Consider the following 21,729-nt stretch of genomic DNA (forward strand, 5'->3'; position numbering starts at 1 on the left):
TTCCTCCCCCAAACCCGGAGCACCCATGCCCACCCCCGAAATCCGCACCACCTGTCCTTATTGCGGCGTTGGCTGTGGCGTGATCGTCAGTGCCACGCGCGATGGCTGGGCTGTGGGTGGTGATCCCGACCATCCCGCCAACCAGGGACGTCTCTGCTCCAAGGGGGCGGCCCTGATCGATACTGTTGCGGCGGAGGCCAAAGGCGATGTGCGCCTCACCCAGCCGATGGTCGATGGAAACCCCGTCCCCTGGGACAGGGCCATCCGCACCGTGGCCGACCGGTTGTCCGCCACCCTGGCCGACCATGGCCCCGATGCCGTTGCCTTCTACGTCTCCGGCCAGTTGCTGACGGAGGATTATTATGTCGCCAACAAGCTGATCAAAGGCTTCATCGGCAGCCCGCATATCGACACCAACTCCCGGCTCTGCATGGCCTCCACCGTCGCCGGGCATAAACGCGCCTTCGGGGCCGATGTGGTGCCCGGCTGTTATGAGGATCTGGAACTGGCCGATCTGGTGATCTTGGTTGGCTCCAACCTTGCCTGGTGCCATCCGGTGCTGGCCCAGCGGCTGCGCGCGGCGCGTCAACAGCGCGGCACCCGCGTGGTGTTGATCGACCCGCGCGGCACCGCCAGTTCTGACCTGGCCGACCTGCATCTGGCGCTCAAACCCGGCAGCGATGTCGCTTTGTTCAACGGCCTGCTGGCCCATCTGGAACAGGCCGGTGCCATCGACCGCGACTATGCCCTGCGCCATGTCCAGGGGCTGGAAGCAGCGCTGGACGCAGCATACGCGGATGCCGCCGATGTGGCGGAAAGCTGCAACCTGGACCCCGCCGACCTTGCCACCTTCTACGACTGGTTCACCACTACGCCGCGCACCGTCACCGTGTTCAGCCAAGGCGTGAACCAGTCGTCGCGCGGGACGGACAAGGTGAATGCCATCCTGAATGTGCATCTGGCCACGGGTCGGGTGGGCAAGCCGGGTTCCAGCCCCTTTTCCGTCACCGGCCAGCCCAACGCCATGGGCGGGCGGGAGGTGGGGGGGCTGGCCAACCAGTTGGCGGCCCATATGAACCCCGATTATCCGCTGGATGTGGAACGGCTGCGCCGGTTCTGGAAGGCACCGGCTTTGAAGGGCGGCCAGGGCTTGAAGGCGGTGGACATGTTTCGCGCCATCCGCGACGGGCGGATCAAGGCGCTGTGGATCATGGCGACCAACCCCGCCGTCAGCCTGCCGGAATCCGATCTGGTACGCGAGGCGCTGGCCTTGTGCCCCACGGTAATCGTCTCCGATATCGTTGATGATACAGACAGCCTGCACCATGCCCATATCCGCCTGCCGGCGCTGGGCTGGGGGGAGAAGGACGGCACCGTTACCAATTCTGAACGCCGTATTTCCCGCCAGCGCCCCTTCCGCGTCGGACCGGGGGAGGCAAAACCCGATTGGTGGATCATGACCCAGGTGGCCAGGGCCATGGGCTTTGGGACGGCCTTCCCCTATCGCACGGCGGTGGAGATTTTCCGCGAACATGCCGCCCTGTCGGATTTTGAGAATGATGGCTTGCGCGCCTTTGATATCGGCGCCATGGCGCGGGTACGGGACGGCGATTACCAGCAGATGGCCCCCTTCCAATGGCCGCTGCCGGCGGGGGCCAAGCGGGGGACCGACCGGCTTTATGGCGACGGGCGGTTCAGCCACACCAATGGCAAGGCCCGCATGATCGCTGTGCGCCAGCAGGCCCCGGTGGAACGCGCCTCCCTGCGCTTTCCGCTGATTGCCAATACCGGGCGTTACCGCGACCAGTGGCACACCATGACCCGCACCGGGCTGGCCCCCCGCCTGTCGGCCCACCGGCCTGAACCGCTGCTGGAGATCAATCCGCAGGATGCGCTGGCCGCTGACCTGATGGAGGGCGACATCGCCCGTGTCACCAGCCTGCAGGGCGCCGTGCTGATGCGGGTGGCGGTGACGGAGGCACAAGCCCAGGGGCAGATATTCCTGCCCATGCATTGGAACGACCTTTACGCCAGCCATGGCGGGATCGGACGGCTGTTCGCCGGCCATGTCGATCCCATTTCCGGCCAGCCGGAAAGCAAGCATGTGCCGGTACGGGTGGAACGGCTGGTCACCCAATGGCAGGCCCTGCTGATGACCAGCCGCCCGCTGGACCTGTCCAACGTCTCCTATTGGGTCCGCCGGGATGCCGGCCCCTGCCAGCATTACCGGCTGGCGGGAGATGCCCCGCCTGCCCTGGCAGGGCTGGAAGATTGTGAACATCTGGAATTCACCGATCCTGCCCGCGCGCTCACCCGCCATGCCTGGCTGGAAAAGGGCCGGCTCGTGGCCTGCCTGTTCGCCGCCCCCGATCTGCCCAGCCTGGCCACCGACTGGCTGACCGGCCTGTTCACCCAGCCCAGCCTGTCACCGACGGATCGCGCCCGGCTGCTGGCCGGGCGGCCGCCGGAGGCCGATGCCTGTGCCACGAAAGGTGCGCTGATCTGCGCCTGCAACAATGTTGGCCGCAATGCCATCGACGCCGCCATCCGCAGCGGGAACGCCTGCACGACCGCCGAGGTCAGCCGTCTGACCGGGGCCGGCACCGGCTGCGGTTCCTGCCTGCCCGAGATCAAGGAGATTTTGCGCCATGTCGCACCTGTCGCCGCTGCCTGACCGGGCCGACCCCATGCCCTATTTCCCCATCTTCCTGGACCTGCGCGGACGGGTCGTGCTGCTGGTCGGCGGTGGGGAGGCCGCCGCCAGCAAGGCGCGGCTGCTGATCCGTGCTGGCGCCGATATCTTTCTTGTCGCTGAGAATTTATCGCCTGAAATGGCGGAACTGGTGGAGCAGGGTGCCATTTCCCGGATTGAACAGCGGTTTCGGCCCGGCCTGCTGGATGGTGCCACGCTTGCCTTCGACGGGGCTGGTGATGCTGAACTGACGGATCGCCTCCGCGCTGCCGCCTTTTCCCGCAATGTGCCGGTGAATGTCATCGACGTGCCGGACCAGTGCGATTTCACCGTGCCGGCCATTCTGGACCGGTCACCGATCATCGTCGCTATTTCCACCGGGGGCGGCGCGCCGGCATTGGCGCGGAATATCCGGCAGCGGCTGGAACTGGCCATTCCCGCCTCTTACGCCGGGATCGCCCGTGCCGCCGCCCACTGCCGTAAGCGGGTCCGTTCTGCCCTGGACGGGTTCCGGGACCGGCAGCGTTTTTGGGACGCGCTTTTTACCGATGACCGGCTTATGGGCTTGCCGGAAGCTGCCGCCATCGAGGCCATTGAAGCGGCCCTGACAAAGCCGGAAAATGAGCCCCCCGCCGGATCGGTCACCCTGGTCGGTGCCGGTCCCGGCGATCCCGGCCTGCTGACCGTAAAGGCCGTGCAGGCCATCGCCACCGCCGATGTGATCCTGCATGATGCGCTGGTGCCCGATGCCATCCTGGCACTGGCCCGCCGGGAAACGCGGCTGATCTCCGTCGGCAAGCGCGCCGGTTGCCGCTCCGTGCCGCAGGAATTCACCAACCGGCTGATGGCGAGCGAGGCTAAGCGGGGCCTGCGCGTCGTGCGGCTGAAAGGGGGGGACCCTTTCATCTTCGGTCGGGCGGGAGAAGAAGCCGCGTTCCTGCGTGAGCAGGGCGTGAGCGTGGAGATCATTCCCGGCATCACCGCAGCCATGGGGGCCGCGGCCCAGTTGGGCATCCCCCTTACCCATCGCGGTGTCGCCCGGTCGCTGCGCATCGTCACCGCCCATTGCCGGACGGATGAGGAAACCGACCTGATCGACTGGCACAGCCTTGCCGATGCCAACACGACCCTGACGCTTTACATGGGCCGGGACCGGTTGCCTATGATCGTCGCTGATCTGATGGCGGCGGGATTGCCGCCCGACACCCCCGCGGCCCTGGTCGCTGACGCGACCCGCCCGGCCATGAAGGTCTGGTATGGGGCGCTGGCCGGGTTGCCCGCCCTCACCGCAACGGACGATAATAAGGCACCCTCCTTGATCCTGGTCGGCAAGGCAGTGGCGCTGGCGCCGGGCTGGTCAACGGGGCAGCCTATGCTGGTGGATCCACCGGATAGGGCGTTTTGCCAGAGCTTTTGGGAACAGCCTTTGTCAACAGGGCTTGGGGCGCGGCAAATCCTCAGCAATGGCCAGAAGGGCGTCGGGCTTCACGACGACGATTTGCTGGCGCCCGCCCGCGGTCAAACCATCACTTTCCCATGCTGAAAGGATGCGGCTGACCGTATGCAAGGTCGTGCCTGTCATCTCCGCCAGATCCTGGCGGGAGAGAGGAAAACTGATCTCCACCCCGTCGGACACTGCGCGGCCCGCCTGTTGGGCCAGACGCAACAAGGCATAGGCCACTCTCCGTTCGACCCGCTGGGTGGAAAGCTGCCGCACGCGCGTCTGCAGGTCTTCCAGCCGGTCACCCAACATTGCCATGGTGTTCATGGCGATCTGCGGATAAGTCAGCATCAGATTTTTCATCGTATCAACTGACCAGAGCAATTCCACGCTATCGGTGACGGCGACCGCATCCCCAGGATAACCGGCCAGAAACATGGCCAGCGTCCCATACATCTCTCCCGGTCCAACGAACTGAACCAGCATCTGCTGACCATCCAATGTCGTGTGCTGGATCTTGATGCGGCCATCAATCAAGGCATGGCAGGTGGTTGCCTGGTCGCCCTGCTTGAATACCGTCCCCCCTTTTGGGACGTGGCGTGCCTGACCATGCTCCATCACAGCCTGTAATGCGGCCGCATCCAGCCCGGCGAACATGCGCATCGGTTTCAGCAGGGAGGGGTCGGGTTTCAGCTTGTCCATTGCTTCCTTGTTCTCCACAAGCGGGTGCCCTTTTCGGCGATCCCGGTTTGCTTATCCGATCATGGGGCGGTGCAGTGCATCTTTGATATCTCATTCATGTTTATTGGGTGAATGATATGGGGGCTGTTTCAAATAAATTTGATCCACATCAAATATTTCACCCGAATACAGGGGACTATTTTCTGAAAATTGATAAAATCTCTGTATCCATTTGCTATTTATCAAAAAATATTATTGGCGGTTTTACTCTCACTGGGCGGGCGGGCTATGTGACGATGTAAGGCGGGATACAGCCGCGGAGTTTGCCAAAGCGCAAGGACGGTGACGATCAAGCCTGTTTGGATAAGCCGCATCCCCATAATGAGGCTTTTCCAGATGAAGACGCAATTCATCCAGTTCCGTCGTGATGCGGCCCATCTTCTGCTGTTGCAGCACAATGCCATGCTTGGCGCACAGGCCGATGGCTCGGTTATCTGTGCCATTGAGGATTGCCCCGAGGCGCTGCCCTCCGAGCGGCTGCTGCAACGGCTGCAGGGCCTGTTCCCGACACCGGGCACTACGCGCATCAGTTTTACCGACCTGCCCGAACGCGACGGTGGCTGCTGCGGCGGCCGGTGCGGTGGCTGAAGGAGCCAGAGGAACAACATGACATCCCTGGCGGAATCCGTATTCCTATCCACTTCGGCTCTGGTCGGTCTGATCCAGAGCCGTTTCCATGAAGGTCACCGGCGGCAATGGGAAGAATTGCTCTACCTGTCACAGAAGGTGGAGAGCGTCCATGGCCAGCACCCGGACTGTCCCAAGGGCCTTCACGCCCTGTTGACCCAAGTGGCAGCAGAGCTGGAGGAGCATATGCAGAAGGAGGAGCAAATATTGTTCCCGGCCATGCTGTCCGGTGGCTCCCTGTTCCTGGCCGGGCCCATCGCCTGCATGGCGGAAGAACATGATCTGTTCGGCGCTCAGTTGCGCCAGATGGCGGCGCTGACGCACAACTTCACACCCCCGGCCCGCGCCTGTGCCACATGGCGGGCACTCTATAGCAGCCTGCACCATTTTGTGCAGGAGGCGGAAGAGCATGTGCAGTGGGAGAACGACGTCCTGTTTCCGCGCTTCAATATGCCGATCTGAGTTGTTGAGCCTGGGGACACGCGGAGCGGCACCATCCCTCCGCGTGTCCCCTTATTGTGTGATGGGTGCGGGCGAACTGTAAGGGCTGAGCCTGGAAAAAAGAGGGGCACGGCGGCGATGCCCGTGCCCCCGGGAAGATCGCCCTGCTCACCCTGGTCGGCCATCGGCGCGGCGGGAAACCAGAATGGGTGCATAGATGATGAGAAACAGGATGAAGGCGCCCATCCAGGCGGTCCCGGCAATCCGGTAGGCAATCATCATATCCGGCAGCAACGGGGCCAGCACCCGGACCAGTACGCCCAGGGTCAGCAGCAGGTACGCCGCGACCGTTGCCTTGGCGGCGACAATCTCCCGCCCGGTATGGCCCAATGCTGCACGGCTCATCACAGCCAGGATCATGGTGGCGAAGGCGCCGGCGGTCAACGCATGTATCCAGCTTTGACCGACAGTCAATCCTGTCAGAAGCCATGCAGCTTTCAGAAACAGGCCGACGGGGATCCAGCCATAAGCCACATGAAGGATGAACAGAATGGGTTGATCCGCCCCTTTCCATCCCCGCCACCGCGCCAGTCGCAGCCCATTCGCCAAGCCGGCGATAAGGGCAAGTGCCCCCGGCACCCAGCCTTCCGGCTGCAGGATATCGGCCAGCGTCAGTCCCAGCAAAGTGCCCAGGGCCAGCCGATCCACCCCGCCAAAGGCGGGTATGGCGGCGGGTCTGCCCAGCCGCTTCAACGCACTGCTGGTAAAGGAGGGAACGATCCGTCCGCCGATCAACGCCACCATGATCAGGACCATGTCGATGGCCAAGACCCGTCCCGTCGCCCAGATCCCTGGCATCCAGCCCAGACGATCCAGATGATAGAGGGCGCTGGCGGTCGTTAGCATCAGCAGCAACAGCAGCATCACATAGTTACGCCGGTTCCGTGCGCGGATGATGGAGGGCAGCACCATGGCCCCGAGGGCCGGGAAGAAGGCAAGGTCGATAAGCGCCCCCGGCAATGGTGCCAGTGGCGCGATCGGGTTAAGGGCCAGCCGCCCGGCCAGCCACAGAAGCGTGAGTGCTACCAGTTTGCCGCCGGCAAATCCCCGTTCCCCGGTCCAGTTTGGCACCGCCGTCAACAGGAAGCCGGCAATGGCGGCCCCGGCAAAGCCGAACAGCATCTCATGGCCATGCCAGTTGGCAGGCAGGCCCAGACTGTCGGGCCAATGGCCGCTGTGCAGAACATGTAGCCAGAGCGTAAGCAGGATAATGGCATGCAGCCCCGCGGCCAGAAAGAACGGGCGGAACCCGTAGGCGAACAAAGCGAGGCGCGCGGGACGGGGACGAAATGTCTCTTCAAAGGGCTGGGTCATGGCGGCGATACCTTTTACTGCGTCCACCCTTTTTACCGCCGTCAAAAGGCGCTGGCGTTGTGCCGGCACAAACAACCGGCATTGAGGTTTTGGTTGGTGGGTGATTTTGCAGCCCTGCCGTAAAGGCTTATCCGCCGATCCCTGTCAGCCTGTGCAGCAGGAACAGGCAACCGATGAGTGCCGTAAAAAAGGAACCGAAAGCGATTTGCCAGGGACGTCCTGCGTGACGCATCTCGGCGAAAACCAGCAGGACGATCATCACCTTGGCGAAGGTGAGGCCGAAAACCAGGGCGGCGGCACTGGCGGGAAGGGCACTGGCGATCATGGACAGGCCGGTCAGGCCGAGCAATGTGATGGCGGCGATATGGATGGCACGCATCAGGTCACCGGATGATATAGAGGGTGGGGAAGATCATCAGCCAGATCAGATCGGTGAAATGCCAATACCGGGCATAGTCCGCCAGAGAGTGCTTTTGCGATTTCAGGAAGGACAAGCCGAACAGCGCCAACCCCAAAGCCACATGCAGTGCGTGGAAACCTGTGATCAGGTAGTAGATTTGGGCGAATGCGGCCTCATAATCGAACCTTTCAATGCTGATGGTATATTCCTGGATTTTAAAGACCAGGAACAGAAGGCCGCAAGCCATGGCGCCGATCAGTGCCGGCGCGGAGCGGCGGCCTTCCTGCTGGCGCTCCACGGCGGTGGCGGCAAGCCAGCCGCTGATGATCAGGGCAAACGTTTCCAGGATGGCGGGCGCGACCGCCAGCATCGACTGGCCTTCAACAAAAGCTTCCCTGTTCAGCAGCTTCATCACGCCAAAGCCGATCAGCAAGCCTGAAAAAACCAGCAGATCGCCGATGATGAAGATCCACATCATGACATTGCCGGGGATATCCCCCTGATCGGCAAGGGTGATTTCAGCAGCATTCTGCCCCCCGTTTGCTGGAAAGGGGGCCGGTGCGGAAAGGGGTGAAGACATGAGGGATCTCCGGCACTGCCGCGCGGGAACGGATGGGTCAGGCCGGCCCGTACCATAGGCGCGGCAGCACCGCGTAAGCGGCCAGGCCCAGCAGTTGAATGGCACCAGCCATTGTTGTGAAACGGGAAAAATGCGCGGTGAGGGGAACGCCGCACAGGCCGGCGGCGATGCTGGCATCAAGGCTGAAGAACAGCAGCAGCGCCACCAGACCGGCCTGAAGCGGCTGATCCCCGATACGGGACGCAACCATCCGCCAGCGTTGGGTCAGCCCCAACCCCACCACGCCCGCCGCAAGAAAGCCAGCCAGTTCAACCAGGGCCCCAATCGGGGCACCGACCCGTGCATCAAGCCATAAGGTGCGCAGCAGGCCGGTGCCAAGATAGAGCAGGCAGAGGGGAAGCCCATACAGGATCATGGCGGGTTTCCCCTCGGTTTCCCCAATGCCGGTGGCGTGCGGCCCTGGTTGTTTCAAAGCCCGCCCAGCAAGGTCTCGAACTTCTTGCCTGCGCGCCCTGGGTTCTTCACCGCCTTGACGGCTTCCAGATTGGAGGGTTTGCCAACGATGACCGCCCCCACCATGCCCATGGCAAAATGGGGTTTGCATTTCACACCATAGACCCCTTCGGCGGTGAAGGTGACGGTAACGTCCTGGCCCATTTTGCCGGTAAAGGCCTCTGCACCTGCGGGCAACATGCCCTGGATCGTCTCGGCATTATGGCCGGGATCGGTGGCTTTGAAGGTAATGCTGTCACCGGGCGCGATCCGGATCAGTTCCGGCTCAAACACCATGGCACCGGCGGTACCCTTGTTCAGCATCTTCACCTCATGATTGGCGGCTGTCGCCATTGTGGGCAGGCCAATGACAAGGGCAGCGGCGAGGAGAAGGCTTTTGGTGTTCATCATGGGCTCCATCAGGGAATATCGACATTCGTCACGGGCATCGATATCGCGGATGGAGAAGGGCGCCTTTGCGCCAGGGCAAACAGGACGTGAATAGCCTGACGGCAGGCGGCTATCGGGACAGGATGTCGCGGGGCGCCTTACAGCCCCAACCAACGCCGCAGGCCGCCTTCATCCCGGACCAGCCGAATGCCCAGGTTTGCCGGTGGGATACCAACGGAGCAGGCACCGGCCTTCGGATCGCGGATGAAGCCGACCATCAGGGCGCGGTGGCTCCCTTCGGCAACACGGACGCCGCAATTTTCCGACACCTGTGTCTGCCCGTCCGGTTTGACATGGTGGCGGATATAGCAGGTTGAAGTCCATTCCCAGACATTGCCCGACAGATCAGCAAGGCCATGTTCGTTGATCCCGAAATGACCGGTCGGCATCGGCCTGGAATCAACCTTCTCCTGCCCGCGTGACTCTGCCGTGTAGGTCGCGATCCAGCGCTTTGACGGGTTGTCGGGGTCGCTGATTTCCGTATAGGCATCGTCTTTATAACGGGAGCCGGCGGCCAATGCCCATTCCCGGTCGGTTGGCAGCCGCCATCTTTCGCCGGTCTTTGCGGACAGCCAGTCTGCATAGGCCACGGCATCGTCGTAATTGACCCCCGTCACCGGGCGATCAGCGTCCCCGGCCTTGTCCAGAACGGGGCAGGCACCGGCCGCGACGCATTGATCATACTCCCCCCTGGTGACCTGGTTCCGCATGATGGTCAGGGGGGCGTCAAGCGTGATGTCGCGCAGGGGGCCGTTGACCGGCGTGCCATGGTGGAGGAACTCCCCGGCTTCCCGATAGGCGATGGACGCCGCACGGATACGCACCGTGCCGCTTTCGTCCGGGGCAGGGGTGAGGACATGGGCGGCGGTGAGTGCGGAAAGCCCGATCAGGGCCGCTTTGATGCTGCTGGATGCCAACATGGGACATCTCCCGACCGCATGATGGAAGCGACAGGCGACCTGTGGACTGCCCCCAGGTCGCTTGCGCATGATCAGTTGATGGTGATGGGGCCCGGCGGCGTTACCTGCTGCATCAGGTCGTTGTTCCAGTCCCCCTCCACCTTGACATGGGCGGTGGCACCCAGTTCCGCCGCTTCGATCAGGTTATGGTTCACATAGGCATAGATGCCGGGCTGGTGGAACGTATAGGTGGCCACGCCTGCGCTACCGCCTGCGACAAACCATGTTTCCAGCCCTTTCTCTGGCGCATTGACGAACTTGCCGCGTTCCCAGACATAATCGCCATGGCCGCCGATCAGGTGCGGGCGGGTGTCGCGATTGGCCGTGCTGTGGATGAACAGCACTGTTTCCCCCACCTTGGCCGTCATGGCCTTGGCACCGGTCAGCGCGCCGACGGCACCGTTAAACACCACATGGGTGGGGACCAAGCCTTTCATCACCTCCACCGTGTCGGCATAGGAATCGCCGGCACTTTCATAATCCTTGTACTTGCCATTGGCGTCCTTGGGCACATAAAGGTCGAATTCACCGATCGTGTAGGCGCGGTCATAATGGATGGGCTTGCCCTTCTCATCCTTCAGCCCATCACGCGGCAGGACCATGATTGTGCCGGACATGCCGCTGACCACGTGCCAGGGGATCATGCCCGGTGGGGCGCAGTGATAGACGAAGGCCCCGATTTTGGTGGCCTTGAAGCGCAGGGTCGCCTGTTCGCCGGGATTGATCAGGGTCAGTTGCGCGCCGCCCAGGGCACCGGTGGCGGCGTGGAAGTCGATATTATGCGGCATGGAGTTGGTGTCGGGGTTGATCAGCGTCAACTCAACATAATCCCCTTCATGCACCACCATGGTGGGGCCGGGCATCGACCCGTCGAAGGTCATGGCCTGGAAGGTCGTGCCCGCCCCATCAATGACGATCTCCTTTTCCTCGATCTTCATCGTGAACTGGACGACTTTGGGCCCGCCTTTGGCAATTTGGTCATGGTCCATCACATTGGGCGGGGCCACCAACTTCGCCTTCACCCGGGGCAGCCCGATGGTCATATCCGCCTGCGCCTTGGCGTGGACGGTAGGATTGTGGCTTTCATCAGCGTGGATCGGGGCTGCCATCAGCAGGGCGACGGAAGCGGCGCCGCAAAGGGCTTTACGCAGGGACAACATGGCATGTCCTTTCTTGGTTATTGCCGTTGCTGTTGATGGAAGTAGATGCGAAGTCTCCATTACGATATTTGCGAAAAGGCAATGATGGGCTTAAGTGGATTACAGCCGGTCATTCGGTCGCAGGTGTGTCCGCGGGTATTTTGATAAAATGTTGAAAATACTGGAGGCGTGAATGGCGGCCCAACGTTTTGACCAGTCACTTATTCGTGGTCTCAGCATCTTTCAGGCAATGAATGATGCGGACCTTGATGCTGTTCTTGCCATGGCGTCGGTTCGCCGGCTGGTCGAAGGGACTGCCGCCTTTACCCAGGGGCATGAAGCGACCGAGTTCTTCTGTTTGTTGAATGGCTGCCTGAAAGTGACCCAGACGACGCTGGATGGGCAGCAGGTGGTGGTCCGCCACGTCAATCCCGGCGATATTTTCGGCATTGCCATGGCGATGCGCCGTCCTGATTATCCGGCCACGGCGGTTGCTATTGTTGAAAGCCTGGTGCTGGCCTGGTCATCCAGCCAGTGGGAGAGCTTCATTGCCCGTTGCCCGACCCTGGCCGCCAATGCCCTGCAGACGGTCGGCCAGCGCCTGCAGGACGCCCATACAAGGATACTGGAATTATCGACCGAGGAGGTGGAGCGCCGGGTTGCCCATGCTGTGCTGCGCCTGACCCGTCAGGCCGGGCGCAAGACGGACGAGGGGCTTCTGATCGACTTTCCGGTTACCCGGCAGGACATCGCGGAGATGACGGGAACCACCCTGCATACGGTCAGCCGCGTCATGGCGGCCTGGGAGGCCAAAGGGCTGATCACCTCCAGCCGCAAGCGCGTCGTGGTGGTGGACGCGCACCGGCTTTATATGCTGGCCGAGCGCAGCGGGGATTAAACGGCGGGCACTTACTTCTGCCCGTCCCTTTCAATCACCCGGTTGAGATCGGCCAGGAATGGCGATAGCGGGACGCCATGTTCGACACAGGCTTGCCGCACATCATGGATATGCGCGATGGGGCAGCCGATGCACATCATCTTGCGCTGGATGAAGAGGGGGATCGTCACCTTGTGGGTGGCCATCAGATCGTCAAGGATCGTTTCCGCTCCAATCGGCGTGGTCAGCGCTGCGGCCATGGTGCAACCTCCCCGGATGATGGGGATAGGCTAGGCTTGACCGGGGACCATGTCGTTGTGGTTTCGCAAACTTCGCCGGAGATGCACCGTTGTCCCGCCGATGCCAGTGCAGGTGATTGTCAGCCCACCAACTGCCGGTAAATGGCCGGCAGTGCGGCGGGCAGTCGTTCAGGATGGGTGATGATCGCATAGGCGCCGCGGCCAAAAAGATAGGGGAAATAATCCTGCGCCGCTTCATCCACCGTGACGCCGAAGACTTTCAGTCCTTGTTTGCGCGCTTCCCGGATGGCGGCGCGCGTATCCTCAATGCCGTAGCGGCCTTCGTAATAATCGATATCGTTGGGCTTGCCGTCGGTCAGCAGCAGCAGCAGCCGGTGCCGTTGCGGGCGCTGGGCCAACTGTGCCGTGACATGGCGCACCGCTGCACCCATGCGGGTATATTGCCCCGGCTTCAGTCCCTCAATCCGCCGAACCACCCGCGCATCCATGGGGTCGGTGAAATCCTTCACCAGATCCACCCGGACGTCCCGCCGGCGGCGGGAGGTGAAGGTGAAGATCGCATGTTCATCGCCGCAGGCATCCAGCCCCTGGCTCAGCGCCAGCAGGGCCGCCTTTTCCACATCGATCACCCGCAGATCGCCAATGGCAGCATCGGTGGACAGCGAGACATCCATCAGCACGGCCATGGATAAATCCCGTTCGATGGCGCGCCCGGCAATGAACAGGTTCTCCGATCCGGGCCCGCCGGCTTTGCGGTCGGCGGCGGCGCGCACCAGGGCCGAGAGGTCCAGCTCCTCGCCATCGGGCTGACCCTGCAGCACCACCCGGCGGGGGCGCAGCGCCTCGAACTGACGGCGCACGGCGCGGATCTGGCGCTGCATTTCTGGTGAGGGGTGCCACACCTCGCCATCCTCCCGCGCGCGGGCGGCGATGATGCGGCAATGGTTGGGCCGGTGGGCCTGTTTCTTCCAGTCCCATTCCGGATAGGTCAGGCCCTGGGTCAGGGCCGTCTCTTCCACAGCCGAGGGGGCGAGGTCCAGATCCAGTTTCAGCCGGGCGGCAGTGCGCTGCCGGTTGCTGCCAATGGTCAGGTCGGTCAGATCGTCGGCGGCCTGACGGGCGCCTTCCTCATCATCCTCATCCACCCGGCGGTTCACATTGACCATTTCGGCCAGGGAGAAGATGGTTTCAAACCGGTGGAAACAGAGCGGATCGCCCCGGTCGCTCTGGTCGGTTTCCCGCCGTTCCGCCTGTCGGCGGCGCTGATCGGCGGTGACGGCGCTGCCCGCTTCCTCCTCCCGCTCGTCTGGCGGGGCCGCCCCCGGCATCTGCCGCAGCTCCCCGAACAGCGGGATGGGCAGGAAAGGGCGGTAGCCGCGCGGGGCGGAGAGGGTGCTGATATCCGCCCCCGGCTCCTCAATCAGGGCCAGAAAGCCATTATCTGTCGGGCGGCGTCCGCCCAGGATGGCGCGGATCGCGGTTTCGAGTTGCGCTTCCACCCCCGGCAGGCGGCGTTCCGGCCGGGCCGCCAGCGTGGCGGCGCGCAGCCGGTGGAACAGCGGGCGCAGGCCGGGCCATGCCTGCAGCGCGGCGCGCGTGCCGGCGACGGCGGCGCGCAGGGCCAGAATGTCGCGGGCCAGCGCATCGTCAGCGCTGGCCACTGGCCGGGCATGGGCAAACCAGGCCACCAGCCATTCATAAAGGGCGGCATTATCGGCTGCATTGGGGAAATAATCGATGATCGCGGGCAGGCGCAGGCTGCTATTGTCCAGCACGGCGCGTTCCAGCTTCTCCTGCCCCAGCCCGATGCGCTGCATGAAGCCCAGCCGGTGGGGGGAAGGGGCGGCAGCCGCTTCGGCCAGGCGGATGGCGCCATCCCCGCCCAGGGCGCGGAACAGCACGCCCAGCCGCCCCCGGATATCCGCCAGCCGGATGGCGGCCTGCGGATGGTGCGGCAGGGTGGTCAGGCCGCCCACCAGCCGATGCCAGCGGGTGCCGATAAATTCTTCCGGTTCGAAAAGGGACATGGGCGCTTACCCCCAGGCCAGTTCGGCCACCCGGGCCAGGGCGGCCTGCACATCCGGATCATCGCTGAGCGGTTGCAGCAAGGCGGCCTCCAGTGCTGCGGCCGGCTTGATCCCGGACCGGATCAGGGTGGCGGCATAGACCAGCAGCCGGGTCGATGCTCCTTCTTCCACATCCTGGCCCTTCAGGTCACGCAGTGCATTGGCCACCCGCACCAGCGGCAGGCAGCGGTCCTTGGGCAAGCCGCTTTCGGCGGCAACGATGGCGGCCTCCGTCTCCGGATCGGGATAGCCGAATTCCAGGGCGATGAAGCGCTGCCGGGTGGAGGGCTTCAGCGCCTTCAGCACATTCTGGTAACCAGGGTTGTAGGAGATCACCAGCATGAATTCCGGCGGGGCGCTCAGCAGCTCCCCCGTCCGTTCCAGCGGCAGCACGCGCCGGTCATCGGTGACGGGGTGCAGCACCACGGTCACGTCTTTGCGCGCCTCCACCACCTCATCCAGGTAAAGGATGGCGCCTTCGCGCATCGCCCGGGTCAAGGGGCCGTCGGCCCACACGGTTTCCCCGCCTTTCAGCAGGTAACGGCCAGTCAGGTCGGCGGCGGTCAGGTCATCATGGCAGGCAACAGTATAAAGCGGACGACCCAGCCGGGCCGCCATATGGGCGACGAAACGGGTCTTGCCGCAGCCGGTCGGGCCTTTCAGCAGCACCGGCAGACGGTTGCGATAGGCCTGTTCGAACAACAGGCATTCATGGCCGGCGGGCGCATAGAAGGGCGCCGTATCAACGGCCTGCAGGGTGACGGCTGTGGGCATGGCTTGTCTCCGGAAAAGGTGGACAGGGCCGGGCGCGGTGTGATTTCCACACCCGGCACCGGCTCACTCGGCAGCGACGGGGGCAGCACCGGCGTGCCGCCGCACCGCCTTGCGGGCATCGCGGACAGGACCGAACACGGCCCACAGGAACATCAGTGCCGCCACGACAACCAGCACGCCGGAGCCCAGACGCACCCAGTAGAAAGGTGCGATATGGTCCTGCACCTCCATATAGGACATGCCCATCACCCGCTGCAGATGCACCTGGATGGCACCGGCGAAGGTCAGGGCAAAGGTCATTACCGTCATGCCGCCGGCCATGATCCAGAAGGCGACCACGTTCAGCGTCTGATGATAGGGGGCCTTGCCGCGCAGATAAGGCATGGCATAGCTGATCATGGCGAGGTTGAGCATGACATAGGCCCCGAAGAAGGCCAGATGTCCGTGCGCCGCCGTCACCTGCGTGCCATGGGTATAGTAATTGACGAAAGACAGCGTGTGCAGAAAGCCCCAGATCCCGGCGCCGAAGAAGGCGCCGACGGTGCAGCCCAGTGACCACAGCATGGCGGCACGGTTGGGATGGTCCTTACGACCCTTGAACACCATCCTGAAGGCGAAAATCACCATGGCGAAGAAGGGGGCGATTTCCAGCGCAGAGAAGATCGAGCCGATCCACTGCCAATATCCTGGCGCGCCGATCCAGTAATAATGGTGACCGGTGCCCAGCAGGCCGGAGAACAGGGCCAGGCCGACGATGGAATAAAGCCATTTCTCAATGATTTCACGGTCTACGCCGGTCATTTTGATCATCAGGAAGGCGAGAACTGAGGCCATCACCAGTTCCCACACGCCTTCCACCCACAGATGGACCACGTACCACCAATAGACCTTGTCGACGGCCAGATTGTCCGGCGTATAGAAGGCGAACAGCCAGAAAACGGCGATGCCCCACAGGCCCAGCAGCAGCACATTGGTCACCGCCGTGCGTCGGCCCTTCAGCACGGTCATGGAGACATTATAGAGGAAGATCAGCGCCACCACGACGATGGCCGCCTTGATCCAGAGCGGCTGTTCCAGGAATTCCCGCCCCTCATGCACGCCCTGCGTATAGCCGGCGACGGCGGCCAGCGCCCCGAACATCAGCAGGCCCAACTGGACATAGGCCAGCATTGGACTTTCAATGTCCCGCTCGGCCTCCTCCGGGATCAGATAATAGGTGCAGCCGAAAAAGCCCATCAACAGCCAGACGATCAGGGCGTTGGTGTGGATCATGCGGATGATGTTGAAGGGCAGCAGTTCTGACAGCGTGTTGGGCAGCACATAGACAGTGCCGGCCAGCCCTCCCGCTGCGATCTGCACGCCGAACAGGATCATGGCGCAGGCGAAATACCAATAGGCCACTTTTTGTGATGCGTATTTCATGGTCGTTTCTCCTCAGCCCGCATCATTGGGCGGCCAGCCCTGGGTGTTGATGCGGCTGGTCCATTCCAGGAAATCGACAAGATCGTTGAGTTCCTGGTCACTGAGATTGAATTGCGGCATCTGGCGACGGCCCTCGATGCCCGAAGGCTGCGACTGCATCCAGGCGATCAGCCCTTCGCGGGCGGATTGCGGATCGGTGCGCCCACCGAAGCGGACCCAGACATTGCCCAGTTCCGGCGCGAAATAGGCCCCTTCACCCAAGATCGAATGGCAATTGACGCAGGCATTCTTTTCCCAGACATGCTTGCCGCGCAGCACGCTTTCACTCAGCGTCGCCTCGTCGGTGGATTTGGTGAGGATGTGCCAATGGCTCTGCGCCGTGAGGCCGACAAAAATGACGAAGAAAAAGACGGAGCCGCCGTAAAATATGTTACGGGCGGCTGATTTACTGAATCGCTCGACCGGTGGCCGATGCGGTTCATGGGTTGACGACATGCTGTGCTCTCCCGTTGCAGGTCCATTGAAGGCAGGTGTCGCGGTCGAGGTCACAGCTACGGCGTTTACAAGCGGGGGACTTTGCCACGGCGCAAACATCCGCGCGTTTGCCCCGTCTGTTTACCGGATGCCTCTATGCGGGCAGGTGCAAGGAAACCCCAGCATCTCCCCCGTAGATGCTCAGGCGGATCTCCAGAAATTGTGGATTGGGCCTGACCATGGGCGGACCAGCGGGGGCCGTACTTGACGTGCCGCAACCTTCCCGGCCTGGGGCTGTATTAAGGTGCCGCGATCACCGGGCGGCGGCAGGAGATGGCAGATGGACAGTATGTGGCCGGTAGGGGAGTTCATCCTCGCTTTCACGGCGTTCCTAGTTTCCCACCGGCTGCCGGCGCATCCGCATGTGCGGCGCGTGCTGACGGATCGTCTTGGGACGCGGGGCTTCCTGCTGGCCTATTCGGCCCTGTCCATCCTGCTGCTGGGCTGGGTTTTTGCTGCCGCTGGGCAGGCGCCCTATATTCCCCTCTGGGAAACAGGCCCGGTGCTGGCGCATCTGGCCCTGCTGGGCATGGCGGCAGCGTTCCTGCTGGCCTGCCTGTCGGTGGGGCGGCCCAATCCCTTTTCCTTCGGGGGCGCGCATAATGATCGCTTCGACCCAGCCCGACCGGGCATCGTGCGACTGACCCGGCATCCATTGCTCGCGGCGCTGGCGCTCTGGTCGGGCGCGCATCTGCTGGCCAATGGCGATGGGGTGCATGTGCTGCTGTTTGGCAGCTTCCTGCTGTTTTCCATCGCTGGTCGCCGGGTGCTGGACCGACGCTGCCGGGAACGGATGGGGCCGTCTTGGCAGGGGCTGGCCGATGCGGTGGCGACAGTCCCCTTATCCGCCACCTTGTTGCCGCTGGGGCCAACCTTTCTGCGCAGCATCCTGGCTATCACCTTGATGGGGTTGGTGCTGCTACTCCATCCGCTGCTGTTCGGGGTTGATCCGCTGGGCGCCTATTTCCTGCCCTGAAAAAGCCCAAGCCCATCGGGGCCCGAACTAAGGGTGCTTTATAACTCTCGTCCAGCCGCGTCGGACAGGACGCGCAACAGGTTGCCGCTCCACATTTTTTCCAGATCATCCGGGGAAAAGCCGGCGGCCAACAGCCGCTCGGTGACGCGGGGCAGGCCGGTCACGTCCCGGAGGCCGGCGACACCGCCGCCGCCATCCCAATCCGCGCCAAAGCATACATGCTCTACGCCGGCCACGTTGATCGTATGTAACAGCGCCCGGATGTAATCCTCAAAATCGGCACTCCACATGGGGGCCGTATCGTCCAGTGCGTTCCAGCGCCGGGCAAGATCAGTCTGTTCGGCGATGGGGAGGTCACCAATATGCCCCATGGTGTGGAACAGGCTGGCCCTTTCCGGCACCATATGCATGGCCGAAAGGTAGATGGTGGTGAAGCCAATCACCCCGCCTTTGGCTGCCAGCGCACGAATGCGGCCATCATCCAGATTACGCGGATGATTGAAATAGCCGCGCGTGCCGGAATGGGACAGGATCAACGGTGCCCTTGATGCTTCCAGCATCTGGTCAAACGCTTCGTCAGAGGCGTGGCTGGCATCAATCACCATGCCCAGACGGTTCATCTCCGCCACCCAGCCTTCGCCCAGCGGGCTGAGCCCGTTCCAGCGGGGCGCGTCGGTGGAACTGTCGGCCAATTGATTGGCGCGGATATGCACCGGCCCCGCCATTCGCACGCCCTGCGCATGGAATTCGGCCAGCAGGCCCAAATCCTCGCCGATCGGGTAACTGTTCTCGATGCTTTTGAACGCGACCAGTTTTCCCTGTCCATGCAGGCGCACGGCATCGGCGGCTGCGGTCGCGGCGCCGATATGATCGGGGAAAAGGGCAAGCGTCTCGTCGATTTCCCGCGACCGCTGACGGGCCGATGCCAATGCTGCGGCATAGGCGTCGTCCGTCAGCGGTCCCTGGGGCGTATAGATGACGAAGAAACCGCCCGACAGGTTGCCCGCCATGCGTGGCATGTCGAGTTGGGCGACATCCGTTTCCAACCCGTGCCGCTCATTGAAATGCCAGCCTTCGCGGGAAAAATGGACCGGCGTGTCGAGATGGGCATCCAGCGTCAGCAGGCGGCGGTGAAGGTCGGTGGTGTGGGGCATAGTGTCTCCTGCGGCAAGGATGCCGGTCCTGATCATTGCCGACAAGAGGGACCGGCATCCGCCGCACCGGCGTCAATAGTTTGTGGAGAGACTCAACCCGAAGCTTTGCGGGCGGATGATGCCGGTAGCCAGGGCGCCGCCCGGGAAAACGGGCATACCACTGGACAGGCGTGACGCGGTGGAGGTGCGGCCCTTGCTGTTGCCGACATTCTTGGCATAGGCATCCAGGGCGAAATTGCCGAAATCCAGCCCTGCCCGCAGATCAATAACCTGGTAAGACGGCAATTGCCGCTGATGGCCGGTAGCGGCGCGATAGGTGGCGTCGTAACTGGCCTGCTGCTTGGAGAGGAACCGGACCGAACCGCCGACCGATGCAATGATGTCGCCCGTCAGATCCCAGCTATAATCGCCGTTCAGTGCGGCGCTGAATTTCGGCGTGAAGGGCAGGCGGTCGCCATCGTACCCGCCGATGACCGGTGTGGTATCGTCCAGCAGCTTGGCGTTGGTATAGGCGGCATTGGCTGACAGTTCCAGGCCGCGCATGGGGCGGAAGGTCAGGGTGCCTTCGGCGCCGTCGCTCTTGGCCTTGCCGCCATTGACGTTGATGCCATAGTCGTTGACGACGGCAATAAGCTGGATGTCACGCCAGTCGAGATGGAAGACCGACAGGTCGGCGCTGAACATGCCATCGGCGGACTGCACCTTGGCCCCGGCCTCGTAGCTGATCAGCGTGTCGCTGTCGAACTGGCGCAGCGTATCGGCCGGCGCCGTCGGCGGCAGCGGGTTGGGCCCGCCGGGGCGATAGCCCTTGGCGACGCGGACATAAATTGACGCATTCTCCGACAGTTTATATTTCGGGGCCGCGGAGAAGGTGAAGACGCTTTCCGATGACCGGATGTCGGGATAGACGGACGTGCCGCCGGCCAGGGCACCGTCGGTGGTCTGGCTGGCCTTCTGCCGGTTATGGCTGTAGCGGGCACCGAAATCGACATCGAACTGTTCGTCCAGATGCACCGTGGCATTGGCGAAGCCGGCAAATTCCTCATATTTGGAGGGCAGGCGCACATCGGCCAGCAGCGGCAGGGCGGCGATCGGTGTCAGCGTGCCGGGGGTTACGGCGGTATAGCCCTGCAGCAGTTCGGCCTTTTCATGCACGTAATAGCCGCCGATCAGCCATTCAAACGGGCCGGGTTCGGACGAGGTCAGACGCAGTTCCTGGGTGAACTTTTCGACATTGGTGTCCTGGCCCATGTAAAGCTCGTTCGGCGTGCCGAAGGCGCCTTGGATCAGGCTGGAAAGGTTATAGGTAAGGTCTATGCGGCTGGCCTGCTTCTGGGAGCTGAAGCTGGTGGAGGACAGGATGTCGGCGAAACCCGCTTCATACTGAGCCGTGGCATTATAGACGCGGTAACGGATATCGCGGAAAGAAGGCACGAACTGGGAGAAGGTGGGGCGGCCATAGAGCATGGCGATGCTCTCCTGGTCGCTTTCCACCGTGCTGGGCGCGTCGGCCTTGATATCCTGCAGCAGGGCGCTCAGCCGCAGCGAGAAGCCGCTGTCCGGCGCATAAAGGGCAGAGATGCGGCCGCCATAGCTCTGGCTGTCATTGATATTGCTGGCCTGATCCGACCCGGCGGTGCCGATGCTATCGATGAAGCCGCCCGTCTTGCGGTAATAGCCAGACGCACGCACGGCGAAATCCGGCGACATCGGCATATTGATCATCGTATTGCCGGAATAGGACAGGTCGCCGCCCTTCACCGTCTCCACACCCACGCGAGAACGGCTTTCCACCCCCTGCGGGTTGGGTTCATTGGTGATATATTTCAAGACGCCGCCCAGCGAACTGGCACCATAAAGTGTGCCCTGCGGCCCGCGCAGAACCTCCACCCGACTGATGTCGAACGTGTCGAAATCGCCGGCCAGGATGGCGCCATTGGCCAGGGCGGTGCTGGAGCCGAACGGCGTCTCGTCCATATAGACCGACACGGTGGATGCCACGCCGCCGGTATTGACGCCGCGCATCACCAGGCGGCCCTGGCCGGGCGTATCCTGGGCCAGTTGCAGGCCGGGAACCAGCTTCAGATAATCCTGGATGGTGTTCGCCTGCTGCTTCTCCAGCGTGGCGCCACTGACCACCGACACGGATTGCGGCACATCAATCAGTGTCTGGCGGCGCTTCTGCGCCGTGACGATGATCTCTTCCAGCACGATGCCGGATGACGAGGTCTGGCCCTGTGCCATGACCGGCGCGGTTGCCGTGACAGCCATCATTCCGGTGGCCAGCAGCAGCGTGTTACGAAATGTCCCCATCAAGCTCTCCTGTTCAG

21 protein-coding genes are annotated in these 21,729 nt (G+C 62.9%); 6 read left to right on the forward strand and 15 right to left on the reverse strand.

Going from position 1 to position 21,729, the window contains the following annotated elements:
- Positions 1-25 precede the first annotated feature (25 nt).
- Positions 26-2,674, forward strand: a complete 2,649-nt coding sequence (locus G473_RS0112635) for a nitrate reductase (RefSeq protein WP_029013395.1) — start codon at positions 26-28, stop codon at positions 2,672-2,674.
- On the forward strand, positions 2,649-4,235 hold the full coding sequence (gene cysG / locus G473_RS26725; protein WP_051330231.1) for a siroheme synthase CysG: 1,587 nt from the start codon (positions 2,649-2,651) through the stop codon (positions 4,233-4,235). The genes G473_RS0112635 and cysG overlap by 26 nt, the downstream gene beginning before the upstream one ends.
- Here cysG and G473_RS29940 read toward each other — a convergent pair.
- On the reverse strand, positions 4,122-4,835 hold the full coding sequence (locus G473_RS29940; protein ID WP_084438065.1) for a Crp/Fnr family transcriptional regulator: 714 nt from the start codon (positions 4,833-4,835) through the stop codon (positions 4,122-4,124). The genes cysG and G473_RS29940 overlap by 114 nt on opposite strands.
- Positions 4,836-5,210: 375 nt before the next feature.
- On the opposite strand from G473_RS29940, the gene G473_RS0112650 reads away from it, so the two are divergent.
- Positions 5,211-5,462 (forward strand): hypothetical protein, encoded by a 252-nt coding sequence (locus tag G473_RS0112650; protein ID WP_154667394.1) that lies wholly within the window; start codon positions 5,211-5,213, stop codon positions 5,460-5,462.
- Positions 5,463-5,480: 18 nt separating this feature from the next.
- Positions 5,481-5,963: a hemerythrin domain-containing protein gene (locus G473_RS26730; RefSeq protein ID WP_051330232.1), complete on the forward strand. Its 483-nt coding sequence runs from the start codon at positions 5,481-5,483 to the stop codon at positions 5,961-5,963.
- A gap of 147 nt (positions 5,964-6,110) precedes the next feature.
- Here G473_RS26730 and G473_RS0112660 read toward each other — a convergent pair whose 3' ends face one another.
- From G473_RS0112660 to nirK, 7 genes are all read right to left on the reverse strand, one after another.
- Complete coding sequence (locus G473_RS0112660; RefSeq protein WP_029013397.1) at positions 6,111-7,316, reverse strand: NnrS family protein; 1,206 nt, start codon at positions 7,314-7,316, stop codon at positions 6,111-6,113.
- 127 nt (positions 7,317-7,443) lie between these two features.
- Positions 7,444-7,695, reverse strand: a complete 252-nt coding sequence (locus tag G473_RS0112665; RefSeq protein WP_029013398.1) for a cytochrome C oxidase subunit IV family protein — start codon at positions 7,693-7,695, stop codon at positions 7,444-7,446.
- A 4-nt stretch (positions 7,696-7,699) separates the two neighbouring features.
- Positions 7,700-8,296 carry a cytochrome c oxidase subunit 3 gene (locus G473_RS0112670; protein WP_051330233.1) on the reverse strand — a complete coding sequence of 199 codons (597 nt, stop codon included), beginning with the start codon at positions 8,294-8,296 and terminating at the stop codon, positions 7,700-7,702.
- Positions 8,297-8,333: 37 nt separating this feature from the next.
- Positions 8,334-8,711: a hypothetical protein gene (locus G473_RS30655; RefSeq protein WP_029013400.1), complete on the reverse strand. Its 378-nt coding sequence runs from the start codon at positions 8,709-8,711 to the stop codon at positions 8,334-8,336.
- 53 nt (positions 8,712-8,764) lie between these two features.
- Entirely contained in the window at positions 8,765-9,199 is a 435-nt protein-coding gene (locus tag G473_RS0112680) for a pseudoazurin (RefSeq protein WP_245580058.1), read from the reverse strand.
- Positions 9,200-9,336: 137 nt separating this feature from the next.
- Entirely contained in the window at positions 9,337-10,158 is an 822-nt protein-coding gene (locus G473_RS0112685) for an SUMF1/EgtB/PvdO family nonheme iron enzyme (protein ID WP_029013402.1), read from the reverse strand.
- 71 nt (positions 10,159-10,229) lie between these two features.
- Positions 10,230-11,357 carry a copper-containing nitrite reductase gene (nirK, locus tag G473_RS0112690; RefSeq protein WP_029013403.1) on the reverse strand — a complete coding sequence of 376 codons (1,128 nt, stop codon included), beginning with the start codon at positions 11,355-11,357 and terminating at the stop codon, positions 10,230-10,232.
- A gap of 172 nt (positions 11,358-11,529) precedes the next feature.
- On the opposite strand from nirK, the gene G473_RS0112695 reads away from it, so the two are divergent.
- Positions 11,530-12,234, forward strand: a complete 705-nt coding sequence (locus G473_RS0112695; RefSeq protein ID WP_035707090.1) for a Crp/Fnr family transcriptional regulator — start codon at positions 11,530-11,532, stop codon at positions 12,232-12,234.
- A gap of 11 nt (positions 12,235-12,245) precedes the next feature.
- Here G473_RS0112695 and G473_RS0112700 read toward each other — a convergent pair whose 3' ends face one another.
- The 5 genes from G473_RS0112700 to G473_RS0112720 all read right to left on the reverse strand — a co-directional run bounded on the left by G473_RS0112700 (position 12,246) and on the right by G473_RS0112720 (position 17,230).
- Positions 12,246-12,473 carry a DUF1858 domain-containing protein gene (locus G473_RS0112700; RefSeq protein ID WP_029013405.1) on the reverse strand — a complete coding sequence of 76 codons (228 nt, stop codon included), beginning with the start codon at positions 12,471-12,473 and terminating at the stop codon, positions 12,246-12,248.
- Positions 12,474-12,592: 119 nt separating this feature from the next.
- Positions 12,593-14,500, reverse strand: coding sequence for a nitric oxide reductase activation protein NorD (locus G473_RS0112705; protein WP_029013406.1), 1,908 nt, complete (start codon positions 14,498-14,500; stop codon positions 12,593-12,595).
- A gap of 6 nt (positions 14,501-14,506) precedes the next feature.
- A complete protein-coding gene (locus tag G473_RS0112710; protein WP_029013407.1) occupies positions 14,507-15,313 on the reverse strand; it encodes a CbbQ/NirQ/NorQ/GpvN family protein in 807 nt (268 codons plus the stop codon).
- Between the two features lie 63 nt (positions 15,314-15,376).
- Positions 15,377-16,735: a cbb3-type cytochrome c oxidase subunit I gene (locus tag G473_RS0112715; protein ID WP_035707092.1), complete on the reverse strand. Its 1,359-nt coding sequence runs from the start codon at positions 16,733-16,735 to the stop codon at positions 15,377-15,379.
- A gap of 12 nt (positions 16,736-16,747) precedes the next feature.
- Complete coding sequence (locus tag G473_RS0112720) at positions 16,748-17,230, reverse strand: c-type cytochrome (RefSeq protein WP_029013409.1); 483 nt, start codon at positions 17,228-17,230, stop codon at positions 16,748-16,750.
- Between the two features lie 319 nt (positions 17,231-17,549).
- Here G473_RS0112720 and G473_RS0112725 point away from each other — a divergent pair, with 319 nt between their 5' ends.
- Entirely contained in the window at positions 17,550-18,245 is a 696-nt protein-coding gene (locus tag G473_RS0112725) for an NnrU family protein (protein ID WP_051330234.1), read from the forward strand.
- Positions 18,246-18,283: 38 nt separating this feature from the next.
- Here G473_RS0112725 and G473_RS0112730 read toward each other — a convergent pair whose 3' ends face one another.
- Both G473_RS0112730 and G473_RS0112735 read right to left on the reverse strand, forming a co-directional pair.
- Positions 18,284-19,399 (reverse strand): dipeptidase, encoded by a 1,116-nt coding sequence (locus G473_RS0112730; protein ID WP_210163315.1) that lies wholly within the window; start codon positions 19,397-19,399, stop codon positions 18,284-18,286.
- A 72-nt stretch (positions 19,400-19,471) separates the two neighbouring features.
- Entirely contained in the window at positions 19,472-21,712 is a 2,241-nt protein-coding gene (locus G473_RS0112735) for a TonB-dependent receptor (protein WP_029013412.1), read from the reverse strand.
- Positions 21,713-21,729: the final 17 nt, after the last annotated feature.

The organism is Niveispirillum irakense DSM 11586, assembly GCF_000429645.1.
Classification (GTDB): Bacteria; Pseudomonadota; Alphaproteobacteria; order Azospirillales; family Azospirillaceae; genus Niveispirillum; species Niveispirillum irakense.